This is a genomic window from Actinoplanes sp. HUAS TT8 (assembly GCF_051380535.1).
GTDB lineage: Bacteria > Actinomycetota > Actinomycetes > Mycobacteriales > Micromonosporaceae > Actinoplanes.
Genome location: NZ_CP195646.1, coordinates 591,247 through 612,732 on the forward strand (window position 1 = coordinate 591,247; position 21,486 = coordinate 612,732).

Annotated in this window: 22 protein-coding genes; 12 read left to right on the plus strand and 10 right to left on the minus strand. The window is 71.6% G+C overall.

Annotation, left to right across the window (positions count from 1 at the left end; translation table 11 throughout):
• Positions 1–394: 394 nt before the first annotated feature.
• Entirely contained in the window at positions 395–1,051 is a 657-nt protein-coding gene (locus ACSHV8_RS02545; protein ID WP_436528971.1) for a Tat pathway signal sequence domain protein, read from the minus strand.
• A gap of 15 nt (positions 1,052–1,066) precedes the next feature.
• Positions 1,067–1,963, minus strand: a complete 897-nt coding sequence (locus ACSHV8_RS02550; RefSeq protein ID WP_436528973.1) for a hypothetical protein — start codon at positions 1,961–1,963, stop codon at positions 1,067–1,069.
• Positions 1,964–2,135: 172 nt separating this feature from the next.
• Between ACSHV8_RS02550 and ACSHV8_RS02555 the strand changes: the two genes are divergently transcribed.
• From ACSHV8_RS02555 to ACSHV8_RS02580, 6 genes are all read left to right on the plus strand, one after another.
• Entirely contained in the window at positions 2,136–2,867 is a 732-nt protein-coding gene (locus ACSHV8_RS02555; RefSeq protein WP_436528975.1) for a TetR/AcrR family transcriptional regulator, read from the plus strand.
• 140 nt (positions 2,868–3,007) lie between these two features.
• Complete coding sequence (locus ACSHV8_RS02560; protein WP_436528977.1) at positions 3,008–3,613, plus strand: DUF6230 family protein; 606 nt, start codon at positions 3,008–3,010, stop codon at positions 3,611–3,613.
• Between the two features lie 2 nt (positions 3,614–3,615).
• Positions 3,616–4,203, plus strand: a complete 588-nt coding sequence (locus tag ACSHV8_RS02565) for a DUF6114 domain-containing protein (RefSeq protein ID WP_436528979.1) — start codon at positions 3,616–3,618, stop codon at positions 4,201–4,203.
• A 165-nt stretch (positions 4,204–4,368) separates the two neighbouring features.
• A complete protein-coding gene (locus ACSHV8_RS02570; RefSeq protein WP_436528981.1) occupies positions 4,369–5,385 on the plus strand; it encodes a sulfotransferase family protein in 1,017 nt (338 codons plus the stop codon).
• Positions 5,386–5,445: 60 nt separating this feature from the next.
• Complete coding sequence (locus ACSHV8_RS02575; RefSeq protein WP_436528983.1) at positions 5,446–5,742, plus strand: acyl carrier protein; 297 nt, start codon at positions 5,446–5,448, stop codon at positions 5,740–5,742.
• Complete coding sequence (locus tag ACSHV8_RS02580) at positions 5,739–6,968, plus strand: beta-ketoacyl-[acyl-carrier-protein] synthase family protein (protein ID WP_436528985.1); 1,230 nt, start codon at positions 5,739–5,741, stop codon at positions 6,966–6,968. The genes ACSHV8_RS02575 and ACSHV8_RS02580 overlap by 4 nt, the downstream gene beginning before the upstream one ends.
• Here ACSHV8_RS02580 and ACSHV8_RS02585 read toward each other — a convergent pair.
• On the minus strand, positions 6,965–8,206 hold the full coding sequence (locus tag ACSHV8_RS02585; RefSeq protein ID WP_436528987.1) for a cytochrome P450: 1,242 nt from the start codon (positions 8,204–8,206) through the stop codon (positions 6,965–6,967). The genes ACSHV8_RS02580 and ACSHV8_RS02585 overlap by 4 nt on opposite strands.
• A gap of 82 nt (positions 8,207–8,288) precedes the next feature.
• Entirely contained in the window at positions 8,289–8,978 is a 690-nt protein-coding gene (locus ACSHV8_RS02590) for a glycoside hydrolase family 12 protein (RefSeq protein WP_436528989.1), read from the minus strand.
• Between the two features lie 558 nt (positions 8,979–9,536).
• Between ACSHV8_RS02590 and ACSHV8_RS02595 the strand changes: the two genes are divergently transcribed.
• Positions 9,537–10,211 carry a pectinesterase family protein gene (locus ACSHV8_RS02595; protein WP_436528991.1) on the plus strand — a complete coding sequence of 225 codons (675 nt, stop codon included), beginning with the start codon at positions 9,537–9,539 and terminating at the stop codon, positions 10,209–10,211.
• Positions 10,212–10,284: 73 nt separating this feature from the next.
• Here ACSHV8_RS02595 and ACSHV8_RS02600 read toward each other — a convergent pair whose 3' ends face one another.
• The 4 genes from ACSHV8_RS02600 to ACSHV8_RS02615 all read right to left on the minus strand — a co-directional run bounded on the left by ACSHV8_RS02600 (position 10,285) and on the right by ACSHV8_RS02615 (position 13,408).
• Entirely contained in the window at positions 10,285–10,890 is a 606-nt protein-coding gene (locus ACSHV8_RS02600; RefSeq protein ID WP_436528993.1) for a hypothetical protein, read from the minus strand.
• Entirely contained in the window at positions 10,887–11,603 is a 717-nt protein-coding gene (locus ACSHV8_RS02605) for an ImmA/IrrE family metallo-endopeptidase (RefSeq protein ID WP_436528995.1), read from the minus strand. The genes ACSHV8_RS02600 and ACSHV8_RS02605 overlap by 4 nt, the downstream gene beginning before the upstream one ends.
• A gap of 93 nt (positions 11,604–11,696) precedes the next feature.
• Positions 11,697–12,032: a helix-turn-helix domain-containing protein gene (locus ACSHV8_RS02610; RefSeq protein WP_436528997.1), complete on the minus strand. Its 336-nt coding sequence runs from the start codon at positions 12,030–12,032 to the stop codon at positions 11,697–11,699.
• 194 nt (positions 12,033–12,226) lie between these two features.
• A complete protein-coding gene (locus ACSHV8_RS02615) occupies positions 12,227–13,408 on the minus strand; it encodes an MFS transporter (protein ID WP_436529001.1) in 1,182 nt (393 codons plus the stop codon).
• 229 nt (positions 13,409–13,637) lie between these two features.
• On the opposite strand from ACSHV8_RS02615, the gene ACSHV8_RS02620 reads away from it, so the two are divergent.
• From ACSHV8_RS02620 to ACSHV8_RS02630, 3 genes are read left to right on the plus strand one after another with little or no spacing between them, the layout of a single operon-like run.
• Positions 13,638–15,068, plus strand: coding sequence for a Y4yA family PLP-dependent enzyme (locus tag ACSHV8_RS02620; RefSeq protein ID WP_436529002.1), 1,431 nt, complete (start codon positions 13,638–13,640; stop codon positions 15,066–15,068).
• Positions 15,065–16,381 carry a pyridoxal-phosphate dependent enzyme gene (locus ACSHV8_RS02625; RefSeq protein ID WP_436529004.1) on the plus strand — a complete coding sequence of 439 codons (1,317 nt, stop codon included), beginning with the start codon at positions 15,065–15,067 and terminating at the stop codon, positions 16,379–16,381. The genes ACSHV8_RS02620 and ACSHV8_RS02625 overlap by 4 nt, the downstream gene beginning before the upstream one ends.
• Complete coding sequence (locus tag ACSHV8_RS02630; protein ID WP_436529006.1) at positions 16,368–17,555, plus strand: aminotransferase class V-fold PLP-dependent enzyme; 1,188 nt, start codon at positions 16,368–16,370, stop codon at positions 17,553–17,555. The genes ACSHV8_RS02625 and ACSHV8_RS02630 overlap by 14 nt, the downstream gene beginning before the upstream one ends.
• Positions 17,556–17,561: 6 nt before the next feature.
• Here the strand turns inward: ACSHV8_RS02630 and ACSHV8_RS02635 are convergent, their stop codons facing one another.
• Positions 17,562–18,839: a sensor histidine kinase gene (locus tag ACSHV8_RS02635; protein ID WP_436529008.1), complete on the minus strand. Its 1,278-nt coding sequence runs from the start codon at positions 18,837–18,839 to the stop codon at positions 17,562–17,564.
• A gap of 67 nt (positions 18,840–18,906) precedes the next feature.
• Between ACSHV8_RS02635 and ACSHV8_RS02640 the strand changes: the two genes are divergently transcribed.
• On the plus strand, positions 18,907–19,551 hold the full coding sequence (locus tag ACSHV8_RS02640; RefSeq protein ID WP_436529010.1) for a response regulator transcription factor: 645 nt from the start codon (positions 18,907–18,909) through the stop codon (positions 19,549–19,551).
• On the opposite strand, the gene ACSHV8_RS02645 is transcribed toward ACSHV8_RS02640, so the two are convergent.
• Entirely contained in the window at positions 19,548–20,612 is a 1,065-nt protein-coding gene (locus ACSHV8_RS02645; RefSeq protein WP_436529012.1) for a hypothetical protein, read from the minus strand. The two genes, ACSHV8_RS02640 and ACSHV8_RS02645, sit on opposite strands and share 4 nt — an antisense overlap.
• 198 nt (positions 20,613–20,810) lie before the next feature.
• Here ACSHV8_RS02645 and ACSHV8_RS02650 point away from each other — a divergent pair, with 198 nt between their 5' ends.
• Positions 20,811–21,467 carry a PepSY domain-containing protein gene (locus ACSHV8_RS02650; RefSeq protein ID WP_436529014.1) on the plus strand — a complete coding sequence of 219 codons (657 nt, stop codon included), beginning with the start codon at positions 20,811–20,813 and terminating at the stop codon, positions 21,465–21,467.
• The last annotated feature ends 19 nt before the right edge of the window (positions 21,468–21,486 follow it).

The following is a 21,486-nucleotide window of genomic DNA, read 5'->3' on the forward strand; positions in this document are numbered from 1 at the left end:
CCATCAACAGCCGAGCCCCCAGAAGCACCAGCCCCCGCCCATTCCCCGGCTTCGAGGCACCAGCCCCCGAGCCCGGCCGGCGCCCCGGGACACGAGGCCGCCCGCCGAGCGCGCCCGTCCCCGGACACGGATGCGACCCTCAGCACCGGCCGGAACGGTTCGACCGGTGCTGAGGGTCGGCTCAGGGCCGTGGAGGGACCCCTGAGCGCCGGCCCGCGCCTGGCAGCGCCGGGCGGCTCGACCGGGGGCGGGTCCGCGAGGCGGGCGCCGCTGAACGCCGTACGCGCAAATGATCGAAGCCGGACCGCGGCGGACCCGGCGGCGGACCGGAAAGCTTGAGGGGAGCGGACCGGGGCCGGCGCCGGCCGTGGGGGACGGCGGCGCCGGCGGTCCGTCAGTTGACGAAGACCGGTGCGGACGCGGACGTCGCGACCGGCGTGTACTTGGCCGAGAAGAAGCCGTTGGCGACGCACGCCGCCGGGCCGCTGCTCTTGTTGAACTGCTGGTCGGTGAAGGTGATCGAGTTGTCGGTGTTGTCGGCGACGCCGGCGATGGCGTTGCCGTTGGCGACGAAGACGCAGGTCACCGAGCCGAGCAGGGACTTCAGGTTGAGGGTGGCGGAGATCGGCGCGGTGGCCGTGCCGGTGACCGCGACCGTGCCGTCGCTGGCGACCGTGGTGGCGTAGGGCTGGTTGCTGATGGTGACGCTGTTGACGCCGGTCACCCCGGGGACGCCGGTGACCGTGCAGTTGGACACCGCGAGGGTGGAGCCGAGCGAGGCGGCGCCGGGGGCGGCCGGGTTGTCGTTGACGACGGCGCTGAAGCTGGACGTGTTGCACTTCATGCCGTTGCTGCCACCGGCCGCGGTGGCGAACACGGCCTGGGCTCCGGTGACGATGGAGGCCGAGATGGTGTCGCCGACGGTGACGGCCGGTCCGGCCAGGGTGTCGGTGGTCAGCACGGTGGCGTCGTCGGCCAGGGCTGGGGTGGCCAGCAGCAGGGACACGGCGGCGCCGGTCATGAACGCGGCGGCGATGCGACTTCTGTGCATGGGGGTGCACCTTTCCTAGGAGGCGGCGAGCGCCTGGGTGAGGTCGTCGAGGCTGGGGGACAGGGCGAAGGTCGTGTTGTTGCGGCTGAACACGACCGCGTTCTTGCCGGCCGCGCTGGGCAGGCCGAACGCCAGGTTGATGAGCGCGTCCAGGGTGCCGGGGATCAGGCCGCAACCGTTGGCCTTCGGTACGGCGTAGGCGTTGTCCACCAGCGTCGCGCCGGTGAAGCCCACGCCGAGCGTCTGGTAGCCGTTGGCGTCCGGTTCGATGGTGATGTTCCCGGAGTCCCCGGTGACCGGCTGGTTGGGTGCCGGCGGGCTGGTGGTGCCCGTGGTCGGGCTGAACCTGATCGGGCTGGTGTCCGATCCGATGTAGCACTTGGTGCCGAACAGCGCGTTGTACAGGTGCAGTTTGATCGGCAGGACGAAGACGGGTGTGTCCTCCCCGGTGGCCAGCGGCACGAAGTCGCTGATCGTCCCGGCCAGTTCGACCTGGGCGAACACGCTGGTCACGCCCGGGATGATGTTGGCGATGCCGGGGATGGTGACCTGCAGCGGCTTGGCCACCAGGGTTTTGCCCTTGGCGGCCGGGACGGTGGAGTAGACGTTGGCCTCGCTGCCGTCCGGGAACTGCCGGGTCGGCGCCGACGCCGGCCAGTAGACGCCGAACTGGACGGTGATCGGGCTGTCGAACGGTACGACGTTGGTGCCGATCGTGACGCTGCCGCCGTTGGTGATCGACTGCACGCAGCCGACCTGCAGGTTCGTCGGGTCCTTCATGGTCGCCGCGGTGAGCGGGCAGTTCTCCAGCCCGTCGTAGGCGGCGGCCTGGGCGGGCCCGGGGGTGAGTGCCACGACCGCGGCCGCGGTGGCGATCATGGCGAGGACGGATTTCAGCCGTGACGCTGACATGGCGTCACTCCTTCGAAAAACCTCGTTGGGATCATGGCCCGGCCGTTTCCGCAGCGTTCCGGGGGCTTGAGCGGGAGGTGATACTGGGGTGACCCGCGTCGTGCACCATCGAGATCCGTGGACGTATGAGAAACCCCAGCGGTATGTCATGTCAAGACATTGAGGGACGACGATGACGAATTCCGTAATCAGCCCGCTGCCGGGCTCCCGTCCCGGGCGGGATCCGGCCCGGGCGATCAAACGTGGTCCGCGCTCGATGACGCCCGAGGCGGTGGCCGCGACCCAGCGCGAGCGTCTCTACGACGCGCTCGTGCACACGGTCGCCGAGAAGGGCTACGTGAATGCCCGGGTCAGCGACATCTGCACGGCGGCCGGGGTGACCCGCCCGGCGTTCTACGCGCTGTTCGCCGGGAAGGAGGACGCGTTCCTGGACACGTACCGGCACGGCACGCAGGTCGTGCTGCGGCTGATGGACGACGCCTACGCGGCGGCCGGCGACTGGCGCACCGGAGCCCGGGCCGCGCTCAAGGTGCTGCTCGACGTGCTGGCCGGTGTGCCCGCGTTCGCCGCGATGGCGATCGTCGAGATCGATGCGGCCGGCCCCCTGGCCCGGGCCGAGCGGACCGAGCTGCTGGGCCGGTTCGCCCGGTTCTTCGCCGAGGCCCCGGAGGTGCCCGACGGTCTGGTCGACACCGTGGTCGGCGGCGTGTACTCGACGATCTACGGGCGGGTCTCGGCCGGCCGGGTCGCCGAGCTGCCCGGTCTGCTGCCGATGTTGAGCTACTTCATGATGGCGCCGTTCCTGGGCCGCGAGGGCGCGGCGGCCGAGCTGGACCTGCGGCCGGGCGGGGAGCGCGTCGTCCCGCCGTGCGCGGCATCAGATACCGACGGGGTTTTTCACTGACTGGAATGCGGGCCTCTGCGCTTGACGCCTCGTGTTACTGCGGCGTAACTTCGCCGAAATCCATCGAGGAGCGCAAATAGCCACGCCGGGTCGGCATCCGCAGTGCCGGGACCGGCGAAAACGCCCGCAAAGGAGAGTGCATGTCCTCCACACGTCCCGGCCGCACCCGCTGGCGCCGGTTCGCCGCGATGCTGCTCAGCGGCCTCGCGGCGACCGTCGCGCTGGTGCTGCTGACCGGCAAGGGGGTGCTCGCGGCCTCCTTCTCCATCTCCGGCATGCCGTTCACGGTCACCTCGCCCAAGTTGCACGGGTACGGATTCGCCCAGTACGCGGAGCTGGACCACATGGAACCGGGCAGTCCCAACGAGGGTGACACCGGCGGCCAGGTGCTCGTGATCGTCTCGGCGATCCGCGACGCCGAGCTCGACGGGCTGTGCCAGAGCATCGCGCTCGGCGGCATCAACCTGAAGATCACCGCGGGCAGCCCGACCAACAAGGTCACCGCCGACACGCTCGTCGTCGACTCCGACCTGATCACCGCGAACGCCGACTTCAAGGCGATCGAGATCGGCCGGGACTCCAGCACGCTGGACGCGGTGCCCGGCAAGAAGGGCGCGATCGGCGTCTTCGGCCAGCAGGCCGACGAGGTCACGCTGACCAACCTGCGGCAGAACAACTACGCCACCACCGCGGCCACGTTCAAGCTGCCCAGCCTGCACATGTCGTTCACCGGCGACGGCTGCTGACCGTGTCCGGCATCGCTTCACACCGGGCCTCGCCGGGCGCTCGCGCCTGGCGGGGTTTCCGCGGCTGGCGCCGCACCCGGCCGTTCTGGGGTGGACTGTTCGTGCTGCTCGGCGGGGCGGAGATCCTCTTCACGGTGTGGGCGCCGCTGGGGGTGGTGCTGCACGTCGGGATGCAGAACTTCATCGGCTACCTGGTGCCGTACGTGATCATCTTGTTGGGTGTGCTTCTCTGGTTCAATCCGGCTCAACGGATCTTCTATTCGTTGATCGCGATGATCTGCGCGCTCGGCTCGTTCCTGACCTCGAACATGGGCGGCTTCGTCGTCGGCCTGCTGTTCACGCTGGTGGGCGCCGCGCTGGCGTTCGCCTGGGCCCCCGAGGACCCGCCGCCGGCCCCGGAACCGGTCGCCGAGCCCGAGTCCGCCGCACCGGCACCCGCTTCGCCGCCTTCGGCCGAAGACCCTTCCGGCGTACGGCGGGTGGCCGCGCCCCAGGAGCAGGACCAGAACACCCTGCCGCCCGAGGAGCAGTGGCGCAGCGAGCCGCCGGCCTGGAACGCCCCCGGTCCGGGCCCGAAGCACGCGGAGTAGAGATTTCCCGGGCACCCGCCCGGTGGTGGTCGCTCTGACCGCCCCCGGCGGGTGCCCGCGCGTATGCCAGGTTCCGAACTGCGGCGTGTCTGCTTTGTCACGTTATGTCCGGATTGCAATGCTGGTGCGGCTGTCACTCGTTCTCCGGCTTCACCAGGAGCGCCGATGCGCCGTACCCAATCCGCGACCCCACCCCCGGTGATCGTCACCGGCACCGGGCGCTGCGGCTCCACCATGGTCTCCGAGATGCTCGCCCGGCACCCCGACGTGCTCAGCGTCAGCGAGTTGTTCACCGCCGTGCATGTCCCGCTGATCCCCGGCGAGATCAGCGGCGCCCGCTTCTGGGAACTGCTCGGCACGCTCGACCCGGGCATCGCCGAACTGGTCCGGCACCGGGTCGACATCCGCGAGGTGCAGTACCCGTTCGGCCGGGGACGCTTCACCGCCGAGACCGGGGTGCCGGCGCTCTGCCTGCTCACCCTCCCGCACCTGACCGGCGATCCGGACGCCCTCTACGACGAGCTGGCGGCCGAGGTGCCGGGCTGGACGCCGGCGCCGGCCGAGCAGCAGTACCGCCGGTTCTTCGCCCACCTGGCCGCCCGGCTCGGCCGCCGGGTGATCGTCGAGCGCAGCGGCGGCTCGCTACGGATGCTCGGCTCGCTGCTGCGGATCTTCCCGGACGCCCGGGTCGTCCACCTGCACCGCGACGGCCCGGACACCGCGCTGTCGATGAGCCGCCACCCGGCCTTCGCGCTCGGCGCGCAGACCGTCGAACTGAGCCGGCGCGGCGCCGGGGACGACCTGCCCGAGGACCTGGCCGACTTCCGGCCCGGACGGTTCACCGCCGCCGCGCTGCGCCACGAGATCCCGCTGCAGCGGTACGGGCGATTGTGGAGCGTGCTGCTGCTGGAGGCCGAACGGACCCTGGCCGGGCTGCCGGCCGACCGGCTGATGGCGCTGAGCTACCGCGACCTGATCGCCGACCCGGCCGGCCGGCTGGCCGAGCTGGCCCGCTTCGGCGGCTTCGACCCGGACCCGGACTGGCTGCGTGAGGCCGCCGCCTCGGTCCGCCCCGGCCGCACCGGCACCGCGGACGCGCTTCCCGCGCCGCAGCGCCGCGAACTGCACCGCTCCTGCCTGCCGGGGCAAGCGGTGCTGCACCGCCTCGGTCACGTCGCGTGACCGGGGCTCTGCCGATCGAAAAGTAAGAGTCTCCCCGAAACAACGGAAAGGTGCTGGAGTATGGACTCCGCATACCAGATCGTCACGCGCAACCTGGCCGAGCACTTCGAGGTCGACCCGGCCCGGCTCACCCCGGAGACCACCCTGGAGCAGCTGGAACTCGACTCGCTGTCGATCCTCGAGTTCGGGCTCCTGCTGCAGGAGGAGACCGGGGTCCGGCGGCTCGACGAGGGCGTGGTCACGTTCCGGACCACACTCGGCGCGATCGCCGCCACGCTGGACAACCAGCGGACGGGCGGATCGGCCGGCACCGAGGTCCGCATGGTGACCGGGGCGGTCCTGGCCGGGGACCGGTGAGCGCCCGCGACGCGGTGGCGGTGACCGGGCTCGGCCTGGTCACCCCGGCCGGGGTCGGCGCCGCCGCCACCTGGGCCGGACTGATCGAGGGCCGGTCCACGGCCGCCCGGGATCCGGAGCTGGTCGGCCTGCCGGTCGCGTTCAGCTGCCGGGTGACCGATTTCGACGGCGCGGCCCTGCTCGGGCACCGGCTCAACCGGCGGCTCGACCCGTTCGGCCGGTTCGCGGTCGCCGCCACCCGGGAGGCCGTGGCCGACGCCGGCCTGGGCCCGACGCTGTGGGAGCCGGAGCGGGTCGCCGTGATCCTCGGGGTCGGGGCCAGCAGCATGAGCGGCACCGAGACCGCGGTCGAGATGGTCCTGGAAGGGCAGCCCGACCGGGTCTCGCCGTTCGCGCTGCCGCGGACGCTGCCCAACATGGCCGCCGCCGAGGCCGCCCTGGACCTGGGGACGCAGGGCCCGTGCTTCACGGTCAGCAGCGCCTGCGCCTCGGGCGCGCACGCGCTCGGCGTGGCCCGCGACCTGCTGCTGGCCGGGGTCTGCGACGTGGTGATCGCCGGCGGCGCCGAGTCCGGCCGCAGCCGTACGTCGGCCGCGTGCTTCGCCCGGATCGGGGCGCTCTCCACCCGCGGCGACGAGCCGCAGCTGGCGTCCCGGCCGTTCGACCTGGACCGGGACGGGTTCGTGCTCGGCGAGGGGGCCGGCATCCTGGTCCTGGAACGGGCCGCCGACGCCCGGGCCCGCGGGGCTCGCGTGCGGGCCTACCTGTCCGGCTACGGTGCCTCGGCCGACGCCCACCACATCACCGCCCCGCACCCGCAGGGCCGCGGCGCCGTCCGGGCGATCCGGGCCGCGCTGGACGACGCCGGCCTCGACCCGGCGGCCATCGGGCACGTCAACGCCCACGCGACCAGCACGCCGATGAACGACGTGGTGGAGGCGGCGGCGCTCGGCGAGGTGTTCGGGTCGTCGGCCCCGGCGGTCACCGCGTTCAAGGGCGTGCTCGGGCACGCGATGGGCGCGTCCGGCGCGATCGAGGCGGCCGGGGTCGTCCTGTCGCTGGAACGGGGACTGCTGCCGCCGATCGCCAACCTGGACAAGCTCGACCCGGCGATCGACCTGAACGTGGTGACCGGCCGGCCCCGCCAGGCCCGCCGGGCCCCGGCGGTCAGCACGTCGTTCGGTTTCGGCGGCCAGAACGCGGCGCTGGTCTTCAGCCCCGCCTAGGTCGCGTTGCGGAATTCGGCCCGGTTCAGGCGGACCGGCAGCGAGGTCGGCTCCGGGATGATGTCGTTGCGCCAGGTGGCCTCACCGGCCGTCGACAGGCGGGGAAAGCGCTGGTAGAGCCCGACCAGCGCGATCCTCGCCTGCTGCCGGGCCAGGGTCGCGCCCAGGCAGTAGTGGGGGCCGTGCCCGAACGACAGATGCCGCGGCTCGCCCTGACGGCGGCCCGGGCAGGCCTGATCGGGATCCGCGTAGGCGCGCGGATCCCGGTTGGCGGCGGCCACCGCGGGCATGACCAGCGCGCCGGCCGGCACCGGGGTGCCCCACAGGTCCAGGTCGTCGGTCGCGTACCGGTGGCTGGCCAGCGGGAACGGCGCGCAGAGCCGGATCAGCTCCTCGGCCACCGCCTCGTGCGCGGTCGCGTCATCCCCGGCCAGCATCGCCGCCAGCTCGGCCCCGCCGCAGTAGCCCGACCCGGCGTCGGCCGCCGGCGGGGCGGACAGCAGCAGCACGGCCCGGGGGAAGAACATCGACATCGAGTGCGCGCCGGCCACCAGCAGCATGTTCAGCAGCGAGGTCAGCTCGACCAGGGTGATCTCCCGGTCCTGCCGGGCCTTGCCGAGCATGCCGAGCAGCGTGTCCTCGCCGGCGTGGTCCTTGGCCAGACGGAACCAGATCTGCGTCAGGTCGGCCGAGGCCGCGCGCAGCCGTGGGCACCCGGTCGTGCCGCTTCCGGTGATTACGTGCACCAGTTCCTGCAGGTGGGGCGTCTCGGCCTGGGGGATACCGACGATCTCGGCCAGGATCCGCATCGGCAGCGGCCGGGTGAACGCGGTGACCAGGTCGACCTCGGCCGGCCCGGCGGCCAGGTCGTCGAGCAGGCCGTCGACGTGCCGTTCGATGATCGCCGGCCATCCGGCCGAGGCGGCCCGCGACCACCAGCCGTTCAGCAGCCGCCGCAGCCGGGTGTGGTCCTGTCCGTCGGTGCTCAGCAACTGCCGCCCGCTGACCCAGATGGTCTCCGGGCCGGGGCTGCCGGCCGCCGGGACCCGGGCGCGGTCCTTGCGCAGGCGGGGATCGGCGAACGCGGTCCGCGCCTCCTGGAAACGGGTCACCAGATAGACGGGCGGGATGCCGGGCAGCGCGACCCGGTGCACCGGGCCCGCCTCGCGCAGGTCGTGGAGTCGGCCGCCGGGATCACGGCGGTAGTCGTCGGTACCGAAGACAGCCTCAAGCGTCATCCGGACATAATTGCCCAAAACGGTCAGAACGTACAGCGGGGCCGGGGGTGTTCCCGGACATCTGGCACACCCCCGGCCCGGGTCAGCTCGCCGAGGCCGAGTAGCTGTTGGTGACGAAGTTCAGGCCGCCGCTGGACGACGTGATCTCGTACCCGAACTGGATGTTGCCCAGCGTGACGTCGCCGAACCAGCCCTTGCCCTTGATCCAGTTCATGATCGCCTTGATGTCGACCGTGCCCGAGCTGGTGTTGCTCGTGCGCACGAAGGAGAAGACCGCGTTGGCGCCGTTCGATCCGCGGTAGACGCTCCACGAGTGGCCACCCACCGTGACCGAGGTCTGCAGCGAGCCGATCGGGCCGACGGCGCCCGTCTTGTTCATCCACAACATGATCTCGTACGCGTTGTTGTCGGCCCAGATGTCGTAGGCCGTGGTGTAGGCCCCGCTGCCCGGAACGGTCACGTTGAAGCTGCTTGTGGCGCTGCCGAGCGCGCTCAGCTTCTTGTTCACGCTCTTGCTGGCGTTCGGGTACGCCTTCACCCCGCCGGTGTTCGGGTGATTGGCCCAGACACCCCAGTTGCTGTACGAGTTGGCCCAGATGCTCTGCGGGCCGGCGCCGCTGCCCCAGATGTTGTTGTACAGCGTGTAGCCGCCGTTGCTCCAGGTCGCCCACTGGTCGGACGAGCCCCAGGTTGCGGCGTGCGCGGCCTGCGGGGCGACGAACAGCAGTGCGGCGGCGACCCAGGTGGCCAGCAGGATCCGTAGTTTGCGCATGAAGCGCCTCCTCGGGGGATGGCGGCGCCGTTGATCGACTCGTCGAAGCGCTTCGACGATGGGGGATGGATCATCGGCGTCGCTCGATGTCTTGTGGCCTCAAGCTATCACGTTCATTGCCGGCGTGTTACCGCCCAAGTGATTGACGAATCTGGATCGGAGCGCCTAACGTGCCCGGTAGGAAAGCCCTTTCCCCCAGCTCGGGCCCAGGAGGCATGATGTACCGCCGAACACTCCTCTCCGCCGCCGCGCTGGGCGGCGCCGTCGCCTGGTCCGCCCCGGCCGGCGCCGCTCCCCGACGAATCGACGTGATCGTCGAACCCGGCACCAGCATCCAGTCCGTGGTCGACGCGGCACCTGCGGGCGCGGTCACGCCGTACGTCATAGGAATTCGCCCCGGGGTTTATCCCGGCCAAGTCATCGTGCCCGCCGACCGGACCTTCCTCGAATTCCGCGGCCTCGGACGCGCGCCGGGCGACGTGGTGATCGCCGACGACCGCGCCAACGGCACCCTCAAACCCGACGGCACCCCGTGGGGGGACCTCGGGCAGCGCCTCGGTGACCCTCAGTGGCGCCGACTTCCGCGCGACCAACCTGACCTTCGCCAACCTGTTCGACGAGGCCGCCCACCCGGAGATCGCCAACCGGCAGGCCGTCGCCGTGCTCACCCGGGCCGACCGGCTGATCTTCGACCGGGTGCGGTTCCTGGCCAACCAGGACACCCTGTACGTCAACAGCACCGCGGCCGGCGTGATCGCCCGCTCCTACTTCCGGGACTGCTACGTCGAAGGCGACGTCGACTTCATCTTCGGGCGCGGCACCGGAGTCTTCGCCCGATGCCACATCCACTCGCTGAACCGCGGCAGCACCCCCAACGGGTACGTGACCGCGCCCAGCACCGACATCACCACCCCGCACGGCCTGCTGTTCAGCCGCTGCCGCCTCACCTCGGACGCGCCCGCCGGAACCGTGTTCCTGGGCCGCCCCTGGCACCCGAGCAACGACCCCAACGCCATCGGGCAGACCCTCATCCGCGAATCGTGGATCGGCGACCACATCGGCGCCACCGCGTGGAGCGACTTCGGGACCTGGCCGTGGCGCGACGCCCGCCTCGCCGAATACCGCAACTACGGGCCGGGCGCGCTGCACGGCGACGACCGGCCGCAGCTGACCCGGGCCGAAGCCGCCGAAAACGAGATCACCGACTTCCTCGGCGACTGGAAGGTGTGCTGAGGCGGACCGTCCCATCCCGGCCCGCAACGGCCATGCCGGCGCCGGGTCAGGATCGGTCCTCAGGTGTCGCGCCTCAGGACCTTGGCTTCCACTGCGACCGAGGCAGGAGCCCGTCGTCGTACGCGATCATTTCGTCGTAGACCTGTTGCCAGGTCAGGCCGTTGACGATCCAGCCTTCGTGGCGGCCCGCCTCCTGCACAAGACGTCGGGTCGACCACAGGTCCAGTCGATGGTGGTGGCCGTTGTCGCGTAGCCAGCGTGCTTCCCGGCTCGCGCGACGGCGTCCGTCGCCGTCATCGATTAGGACGAACACGTTCTCGCCCTGCTGCACGAAGACCGACGCGTGCGCCAGCACCATGATCTCGCCGAGACTCTTCCCGCTACGCACCCGATCCTGCGCGGGCATGCCGCTGATCCTGGCCACCGCGTCGATGAACCGGCTGGTGGTGAGCTCGTCGGGCAGGATCTCGACACGCTGCGAACTCTTCAGGCGGTTCCAGGTGCTGAGCACAGCGGTGTTCCGGAAGCGCGGGTCCTTGCTCATTCCTGTGATCTCGCCGTCGACACGAGCCGGGGCGGCCAGTCGTAGTTTCTGCGACTCCGCCACCTGGATCAGGATGTTCTGCTGGCCGACGGCGAGAAAGTTCAGGGATGGGCCCGCGTCGAGCAGGATGCTCACGGGGCAGGCTCCTCCCGTTCGGCATCGAGGAAGAGTGGAGCATCGTCGTCCCACTCGTCGTCTCCGTCGACCGGCTGTGCGGTGCCCAGTTCGTTTGCCAGCTCGGTGGGACTCTGCCCGTACCAGGAGGCCAGCTCGCCGATGCCGAGAACGCCACGCCGATAGCCCTCGACGGCGCGGGCCATCAGCGACTGTGGCGCGCGCGGGACCGAAGAATCGGCCGCGAGCGCACGGTACTGGCTGCCCCAGCCGAAGGTCGTCGCCAGGTTCGCCGCTGATCGGGCACTCCACGCCGTGCATGTCTCACCGTCGATCAACCCGGCTGTGCGCAGCTGGATCGCGGCGATGTACGGAGACACCTCGAACTCCTGCACCAGATCGGAGAGATCGGTCAGAACGACGCTCGCCGAGGCGAAGCGGTGGTGGACGGCATCCAACGGAAGGAGGAGATGCCGCGCGAACGCGTCCGCGCGGATCTCTTCCGGAGACCGCTCGCCGGGAGCCAACCGGATGTCACGGTCGAGGTCGCCGGCGACCACATGCCCGACCTCGTGCGCGATCGACGAACGTTGCCGCATCGGATGCGGTGTGGCCGCCACGGCTATCACGACGCGGCCGGTGACCGGGTCGCGCATCGAAAGCCCGTGCTCCGTTTCGGGCACGTCGATGCTGATGACGTCCACCTCGATGGTGACGTGAACCAGCTCGTGCATGTCCTTGATCGGTCCGTCGCCGAGCCTGTGCCTGGCCCGGAAGCTGTCCGCGAGCTGCTGTGCCCGCTGTTCGTTCGCGCTCAGCTCGGGCTCCTAGATGCCGTGGTCGGTCAGATAGCTGTCCAGCTCCAGGTAGGCGTAGAGGCGCTCGCGCATCACGGCCATGGAGCAGTGGTCACCATCGGTCCGGGCCGCGAATCGGGCACGCTCGCGCACCTCCGGCAGTCCGGTGATCACCGCGGCGCGGACGCCGAAGCAGTCGGCGAGCCGGACCAGCTCGTCGCCCCTCAGGGGGCGGTCGCCGCTCTCGATCCGTGAATAGGTCGGCTGAGAGACGTCGATCGCCCTGCGGGCCGCATCCTGCGAGACGCCGGCGGACTCGCGGGCCGCGCGCACCCGTCGGCCGAGTTCGCCCTGGTCAATCTGCATCTGAATAACCTCCCATCGGTTATTCATGATGACAGGTGTGCATGCGGTCCGGCAACCCGAGGAGGGTCCGTCGGCGTTTCGAGTCGATGACGGCACCCGCTGTCAGTGCCGGCCGCAGCGATCAGGCCGGCGCCGGCAGCTGTCGTCGGTCTGCTGGTGACCGTGAGCCAAGTCGGCCGGGTGGGGCCTCCTCGTCATACGTTGAGCGCGGCGGGGGTGAGGGCCGGCCGGGTTGTGGCGGCCCAGCGGGTGAGGGGGAGGTAGAGCAGGCCGCCGGCGGCGAACAGGGTGGCCAGGACGAGCCAGCCGGTCGAGTGCAGGCCCAGGACGCAGGCGGTGACCAGCGGTGGGGCGATCATGTCGCCCAGGCCGCGGCCGGCGAAGTAGGTGCCCTGGTACTGGCCTTGGGCCCAGGACGGCGCGATCTCGAAGAGGATTCCCCAGCTGCCGGTGGACAGCAGGAGTTCGCCGAGGACGTGGACGACCGCGGCCAGGGCGATCATGGTGGCGGCCGGCCAGGGGGAGCGGCCGCCGGTGAGGGCGAGCAGGCCGCAGGACAGGGCGATCACCGTGGTGCCGCGCAGGGCGGATCGGCGGGCGGCGGGGAGGTCGTGGACGTCGCGGGCCATGCGGACCTGCAGGAGCACGCAGCCGGCCGTGTTGATCACCAGGGCGACCGAGATCAGCCAGAGCGGGGCGTGGGCGCCGGTGGCCAGCCACAGGGGCAGGCCGATGCCGAACAGGTCGTTGTACGTGCTGGAGAGCAGGCCGTCCAGGGCGGCGAAGGCCAGGAACGGGCGGTCGCGCAGGGCGACCAGGCGGGGGCCGCCGGCCGGGGTGGTGCTGGGCGGCACCGGCGGGACGCGGGTGAGCAGGGCGGCGGCGACGAGGAAGGTGCTCGCGTCGACGAGCAGGATCACGACGTACGCGAAAGGGGTGTGGATCAGTAGTGGAATGCTGCCGGCCAGCGTGCCGAGCCCCATCCCGGCGTTGGTCACGGTGCGCATCTTCGCGCGCATCTGGAGGCGGCCGGCGGCGGCGAGGGCCCCGTTGGCGCCCTTGACCAGTGCCGTGGCGATCGCGATGAGGCAGCTGAGCAGGGCGAACGGCAGTACCGAGTGGACGGTGAGCAGGGCCGCGTAGGAGCCGGCGAGCACGATCATGGCCAGGATGGACAGCCGTTTCGGGCCGTAGCGGTCGGCGATGTAGCCGAGCGGGGTCATGGCGAGGACGCCGGCGGCCGCGCCCGCGCTGAGACCGATGGCGATCATCGCGGGGCTGAGCCCGGCGACCGTGGTCAGGAACAGCACGCTGGTGGTCAGGTAGGCGCCGTTGCCGAACGCGTTCACCAGCGTGGCGAGGAGCAGCACACGCATGTCCACATCTAACAAGACGTACGTACGGTTTGCAGCCAGCCCAGCAACCAGCCCAGCAGCCAGCGCAGCAACCAGCCCGGCCGCCGTCGCGAATGAATGAATTGTCAAATGCTCATATAACAAATCATGGACACAACCGTTGACGCATTTTTTCACCCCTTTATCGGCTGGCCCCGAAACCCGTTGTCGGATATGTTGAGAAAAGCGCCGGTGAAATCGGGAGACACAGATGCTCAGTCTCACGCCGAGAATCGACACAACCATTCAGTCCCTGCTCGACGACCGCGACTACCTGGCCGAACTGCTCGACGCCCTGGGTTCGCCGCTGGCCGTGGTCCTGCCTCAACGGCTGCAGAAAAACGTCACGGCCTTCCGTGAGACGTACCGTCGGCATCACCTGTCGGGCCGTCTCTACTACGCCCACAAGGCGAATCGTTCTCGGGCCCTGCTGCGCGAGCTGGCCGCCGGCGACACCGGGGTGGACGTGGCCTCGCTCGGCGAGTTGCAGCACGCGCTGGGCGCCGGTTTCACGCCGGACCGGATCGTCGCCACCGGCCCGAAGAACCGGGATTTCCTCTGGCTGGCCGCCCGCACCGGGGTGACGGTCAGCGCCGACTCCGGTGACGAGCTGGCCGAGCTGGCCGGCATCGTGGCCGGTCACCGGCTGCCCCGGGTGCCGGTCACGCTGCGGCTGTCCGGGTTCACCTCGACCGGTGTGCGGGTGCTGGCCCGGCGCAGCCGTTTCGGTACCCCGGTCGGCGAGCTGGCCGACGCCCTCGACCTGCTGGAGAAGCGTTCCGACCAGCTCGAACTGACCGGCGTGGCCTACCACCTGGACACCGTCGCGCTGCCGGAGAAGGCCGTCGCGCTGGAGAGTTGCCTGGTCGCGCTGGACGAGTGCCGGGCTCGCGGGTTGCGGCCGCGGTCGCTGGACATCGGCGGCGGTTTCGGCGTGAACTATCTGGCCGACGGTGCCGAGTGGGATCGGTGGACGTCCGAGCTGGGCCAGGCCGTGCTCGGCCGCCGGGCGCCGCTGACCTGGGACAACCATGGGTACGGGCTGCGCGCCGAGAACGGCACCTTGCGAGGAAATCTCGCACTGTATCCGGCATATCGCCCGATCGTCGGAGCCGCCTACCTCGACCGGCTGCTCGGCACCCCCGCGCCGGAACGCGGCCGCCCCCTCGGCGAGCTGCTGCTGGACCACATGTACGACCTGGACGTCGAGCCGGGACGAGCCCTGCTCGACCAGTGCGGTCTGATCTTGGCGCGCGTGGTGGAAACCAGCAACGACGAGGTGAGGCTGGACATCAACGCCCGCGACGTGAGCCTGGAGGAGCACGGCGTCCTGATGGACCCCGTCGTCATCCCGAGAACCGGCGACCGCCGCCCCGGCCCGGCCGGCGTCTACCTGCTCGGCAACCTCTGCCTCGAATCCGACCTGATCACCCGCCGCAAGGTGTACCTACCGGTGATCCCCCGCCCCGGCGACCTGCTCGCCTTCGTCAACACCGCCGGCTACTTCATGGACTTCAGCGCCACGCAGGCCCTGCACCAGCCGCTCGCCCGCAAGGTCGCGGTCTACACGTCCGGCGGCGTCCGCCGGTGGTGCCTGGACGAGCAGTACTGGCCGGTGCACACCCGGCAGGAGGTCCCGTGAGACACGACGACATCACCGAGGCGATCGGCAACACGCCCCTGGTGCGCATCGATCCGGCCGTGCACGGCCTGGCCAACATCGACCTGTACGCGAAGCTGGAACTGCTCAACCCGTTCGGCTCGGTCAAGGACCGCGCCGCCTGGGGCATGGCCCGCCCGCTGCTGGCCGGCGCCCGGCCCGGTGACACCGTGGTCGAGCTGTCCAGCGGGAACACCGCCAAGGCCCTGGCCCTGCTGGCCGGCATGCACGGCCTGCCGTTCAAGAGCGTCACCAACCGGATGCGGGTGCCCGAGGTCAAGGAGCTGCTGCTCCTGCTCGGCGCCGAGATCGACGAGCTGCCCGGCCGGTCCGAGTGCCTCGACCCGGCCGACACCGACGACCCGCTGACCCGGATGCACCGGCAGCTGGCGCTGGAACAGACCGGTTACCTGCACACCGACCAGTACTTCAACCAGCGCAACGTCGACGCGCACGCGCACGGCACCGGCCCGGAGATCGTCAAGGACCTGGACGGCCGCGCACCGGACTGGTTCGTCGCCTGCGTCGGCACGGCCGGCTCGTCGACCGGGGTCGCCCGGGTTCTGCGCCAGCACAATCCCGAGGTCGAGGTGGTCGGCCTGGTCGCCGCCAAGGGCGACTTCGTGCCCGGGATCCGGACGATCGACGAGGCGCACGAGGTCGGCCTGTTCGACCCGGGCGTCTACGACCGGCTGGAGACGGTCACCGCCGAGGAGGCGATCGACGGGCTGCTCACCCTGGTCCGCCGGTGCGGGATCCTGACCGGGCCGACCGGCGGGGGCGCGTTCGCCGGGGCGCTGCGCCGCCTGCGGGCGGTCGACGGGTCCCTGACCAGCCGCAAGACCGCTGTGTTCATCGTCTGCGACAGAATCGAGAGCTATCTTTCGTACGTCCGTGACCGCCGCCCGGAAATTTTCGGGCGACCACCGCGGCGCAACACCACCCGCACCCTGACCGACGCCGAGCTCACGGCCGCGCCGGAGATGTCCGTCGAGGCCGCCCAGCGCCGGCTCGGCGGGACCGACACCCTGGTCGTGGACCTGCGCAACCCGTACGCCTATCAGGCTCTTCATCTGGCCGGCTCGATCAACATCGTCGACGAGGTGTTCGCCGACCTGCTGCACGCCGGGCTCCCGTTCAGCCGCCGCCGGCCGATCCTGCTGGTCTGCCCGGTCGGCGAGAAGTCGGCGCGTTACGCGGCCCTGCTGCACCGGATGGGCCACCCGGACGTGCACTCCCTGGCCGGCGGGATCATCGCCTGGCGCGACGCCGGAGCCGAGCTTGTCCGCGACTGACCTCACCGCCTGGCAGCGCGAGCTGCGCGCCCAGTTCCCGATCGTGACCGCCCACCCGGACGTCGCCTACCTGGACAGCGCCGCCACCGCGCAGAAGCCGCAGCCCGTCCTGGACGCCGTCCTGGACTACCTGACCAGCGAGAACGCGAACGCCGCCCGTGGCACCTACCCGTGGGCGAACCGGACCACGGTCCGCATCGAGCGGGCCCGCGACCGGCTGCGTGCGTTCCTCGGCGACCCCGAACCCAACCGGACCGGGGTCCACTTCGTCAGCGGCGCCACCGAGGGCCTGCGCGCGATCGCCCGCGACTGGCTCGCCCCGCAGCTGCGCGACGGCGACGAGATCGTGGTCCCGCACGCCGATCACAGCGCCAACATCGTCGCCTGGCAGGAGGCGGCCGCCCTGGCCCGGGCCCGCGGCGACCGGGTCACGCTGATCCCGATGCCCTACGACGCCGCCCACGACTACGACGCGGTCCGCCTGGCCGACCTGGTCACACCCCGGACCAGGATGATCGCGGCGACCCACGTGCACCACGTCTACGGCAACGACATGCAGGTCACCCGGCTGCGCGACGCCGCCGGGCCGGGCGTGCCGATCTGCCTGGACGCCGCGCAGAGCATCGGTCACCTGCCGATCTCGCTCGACACGCTCGACGTCGACTTCCTGGTCTTCTCCGGCCACAAGGCGATGGCGCTGCCCGGCACCGGCGCGATCTGGTCCCGTAACCGGCGCGGCCCGGCCTACGCGCCGGCCGGCTGGGCGGGCACGCCCAACACGGCCGGGATCGTCAGCCTGGCCGCGGCCCTGGACTGGCTGGACGCGGCCGGCCCGGAGCGGATCGCCGCCTGGACCCGCGACCTCGGCGCGCGGCTGACCGCTGGTCTCGCGACCCTGGACGCCTACGAGGTGCTGGGCTGCCAGACCAGCCTCACCGCCGAGTCCACGGTCCAGCGCCGGCAGGGCATCGTGACGTTCCGCCACCGCACGATCAGCTCCAACGACCTCGGTTTCATCCTGGCCGCCGACGGGTTCCTGGTCCGCGCCGACGGTCACTGTCAAGGCGATCAGGGCGAGAAGACCGCTTCGGTACGGGTGAGCACCCACGTCCACAACACCACGGGCGAGATCGACCGCCTGCTGACCCGGCTCGCCGACCTGAACGACGGCTGACCACGACTACCCCACCGGCAGGACCACCACCGCGTCCAGGCCGGTCGGCGCGGCCGGCTCCAGCCGCGCGTCGCCGCCGGCCGCCTCGGCCAGCTTGCGGACCAGGGCCAGCCCGAGCCCGGTCCCGCCCTTGGGCGCGCCCGGCGCCCGCCAGAACGGTTCGAGCGCCCGCACCCGCTGCTCCCCGCTGAGCCCGGGCCCGGCGTCCACCACGTGCAGCTCGACCGTGGCCGACACCGGCCGCCACGAGACCTGGACCGTGCTGCCGGGCGGCGCCACGGCCAGCGCGTTGGACAGAAGGTTGTCCAGAATCTGCTCGACGGAACCGCTGATCGCCCGTACGCGCACCTGCTCTTGACCGGAAATGGTCACCGAGACGTCGCGGTCGGCGGCCATCGGGCGCCACAACGCCGCCCGCTCCTCGGCCGCGTCGGTCAGCCGCACGGTCTCCGGCGCGCCCGGGCTGTGGGTCATCGCCAGCAGCGTGTCGACCATGGTGGCCAGCCGGTCGGTCTCGACCAGCGCCGCCCGCAGGTTGGCCTGGCCCGCCGGCCCGATGTCCGGCTCCAGGTTCTCCAGGCGCAGCCGCATCGCGGCCAGAGGGGTCTTGAGCTGGTGCGACGCGTGCCCGAGGAACGACCGCTGGGATGCGATCAACTCCTGGACCCGGGTGGCCGTGGTAGTGAACGTGGCGGCCAGCCGACGCAGCTCGGGCGGCCCGCTCGTGGTCGACGCGGCCGGCGTCACCCCCTCGGCCAGCCGGCGCGTGGCCAGCTCCAGAGCCCGCACCGGACGGGCGATCCACCGGGCCAGCGCGGCCGCGATCAGCGCACCGACGCCGAGCACGATCACACCGACCACGGCCAGCAGCGTCCAGAACTGGTGGACCCGTCCGGCCATCGACGCGGTCGAGATCGTCACCCGGACCGCGCCCTGCTCCGGATTGCCGGGGTGGATCGGCACGGCCACCGACATGGCCCCGTCCGACGACGCGTTGATCACCTGCGCCTGACCGGAAAGGATCGTCGCCAGCTCGGGCGGTGCGGTGCCGCGGTCGACCACCTCGACCCGGGCGTTCCACCGCTGCCCGAACTGGCGGGCCAGCGCGTCCACCTGGTCCGGCGACGCGTCGACGAATGCGGCCAGGACCTCGGCGTCATGTTCCAGCTGGGCCGACGCGTGCTGCTGCTCGCCGCGGGCGAAGACCAGGCCGAGCGGCAGGGCCAGCCCGACCAGCACCACGAGGGTCAGCGAGAGGTAGGTGAGCAGCAGGCGGCGGATCATGTCGGGTCCTACGCGCCGGGATCGGCCCGGGTTCAACCGTTCCCGGCCCCGATCCGTACCTCCGGACATGCGGATTCTCCTGGTCGAGGACGACGAGTCGATCGCCGAGCCCCTGATGGACGGGCTCGGCCGCTACGGCATCCGGTCGCGTCACGTCGCCACCGGCGCCGCCGCCCTGGCCGCCCCGCTCGACGACTTCGTCCTGCTCGACCTGGGCCTGCCCGACATCGACGGGATCGACGTGTGCCGTGAGCTGCGCCGGGCCAGCGACGTGCCGATCATCATGCTGACCGCGCGGGGCGACGAGTCGGACCGGGTGCTCGGCCTGGAGATCGGCGCCGACGACTACGTGGCCAAGCCGTTCAGCACCCGGGAACTGGTGGCCCGGATGCGCGCGATCAGCCGCCGCACGACCCCGCGCCCGCACCGGGAGCTGGGCCCGCTGGTCATCGACGAACGCGCCCGGCAGGCCGTCCTGAACGGCGAGGTGCTGCCCCTGACCCCGAAGGAGTACCAGCTCCTGGCCCTGCTGGCGGCCGACCCGGGCGCGGTCGTGGACCGCCGGCGGATCCTGGAGACGGTGTGGGAGCCGAACTTCTTCGGCCGGGGCAAGACCCTCGACTTCCACGTCGCCACGCTGCGGCGCAAGCTGGGTGACCCGCGCTGGATCGAGAACCGGCGCGGCGTCGGCTTCCGCCTGGTCGTGCCCTAACCGGCCTGGATCGGGCGGGCCGAGATCAGGCCGTCACGGTCGGCCACCAGCAGCGTCGTCCCGCCGATCACGGCCAGCGCCTCGGGCCGCCCCGGCACCCGGTGCCGCAGCGCCGCGGTGGCGTAGCCGTGGCAGTCCACGTGCGAGCCGCCCGAGCAGGTGAACACCCGGCCGGCGGCCACGACCGCGCTGTCCACGCTCTCGGTGCCCGGTGACGACCACCGCGCGACCACGCCCTCGCCGACCACGATCTCCTTGAGCCCGCCCTCGCCGGCCAGGTAGACCCGGTCGTCCTGGACCCACATCCGCTCCGGGTACTCGCCCTGGTCCCAGCACCACAGCAGCGCCCCGCCGGGCGTGAGCACCCGCAGCCCGCCGCGGTGACCGGCCAGCACCCGGTTGCCGCCGGCGAGATACGCGGCGGCCCGCACCGGCCCGCCGATCACGTCCAGGGTCCGCCCGTCGGCCGCGTCGAGCTCGACCGCGCCGACCGCCGTGGCCACGATCAGCCGCTCCCCGGCCGGGTCGGCGGCCAGCGTGTACGGCGCCGCCGGCAGCCGCCGCTCCCACCCGAGCGTCCCGTCGCCGGCCAGCCGGAACACCCGCCCGTCGGCCGTACCGCCGACCACGCCGCCGGGCACCGGCGCGACGTGCCGGGTGGCGCCGTACCCGGTGGTCAGCTGGGCGTCCACCCACAGTTCGAGCCCGTCCCAGCGCAGCCGCGCGACCCCGCGGTCGGTCGCCACCCAGGCCAGGTCGCCGTCGGCCGCCAGGTCCCAGACCGTGCGCCGTTCCAGCCGTACCTCGTCGAGCGGCTCGGCTGCCGCCTCGAAACCGTCGCCGGGCACCCGCGGGCCCTCGTCCAGCACCGATGTGACCTCGCCGGTCGCCGCGTCGACGGTGGCCACGCAGAGCCAGTCGCCGCGGACGAACTGCACCAGGAAGGCGTACCGGCCGTACTCCCAGGTCGTGCTGACCGCGGCCACCCGCCCGCCACCGGCCTCACGCAACGCCCGGTCCACCGCGTTTCCGACATCGAGCGCCGACACCACCTCGTGCATGTCCCACCTCCACCGGGGATGACCGTTCGTCGAGGTAGACGCGCCGCCGAGCACGCCGGTCGAGGGTGCGGCCGAACCCTGCCCCGGCCCTGGACAGTTTCTATACCTTCTTATCCGGGCCTTAACGATCGGACAGCGTGCTGATAGGCCGCCGAGCGCGAACCTCTTACCAGTCCGAACGAGCTGGAGGTTCCACACATGTTCAAGATCCGTACCGCCGTCTTCGTCGCCACCGGCGCTCTCGCCGCCCTGGGTGTCGCCGGCACCGCCCTCGCCGCCGACGGTGGCTTCTCGGCCTCGGCTTCGCCGTCGGCAAGTGCGACTTCTTCCGTACGGGGATCCGCCGCGGTGAGCGTGGAAGCGGCCAAGGAGATCGCCGTCCGGGTGGCCGGCGGCGGCTTCGTCGAGTCGGTGGAGCGCGAGACCGAGCACGGCCGGCCGGTGTTCAGCGTGGACGTGATCGTCGACGGGGTGGAGCACGACGTCTACGTGGACCGGGCGAACGGGGAGGTGCTGCGTCACCGGATCAAGGGTGGCGCCGACGTCCGCGTGTCCCCGTCGTCCTCGGCGACGCCCCGCACCTCCGCCTCCTCCCACGCCGAGCCCGGCGACGACAAGGGCGGTCTTCGCACCCGTGGTACGGAGGCCGGTGACGACAACGGTGGCCTGCGGACCCGGGGCACCGAGGCCGGTGACGACAACGGTGGCAGCCGCACCCGGGGCACCGAGGCCGGGGACGACAACGGTGGGTCGCGGGCCCGGGAGGCCGGGGACGACCACGGCGGCCGGGGCCGCGGCAGTGACGACAAGGGCGGCGACGACCACGGCCGCGGTGGCCACGGCTCGGACGACTGAGCCGCCCCGAGCGGCGGTC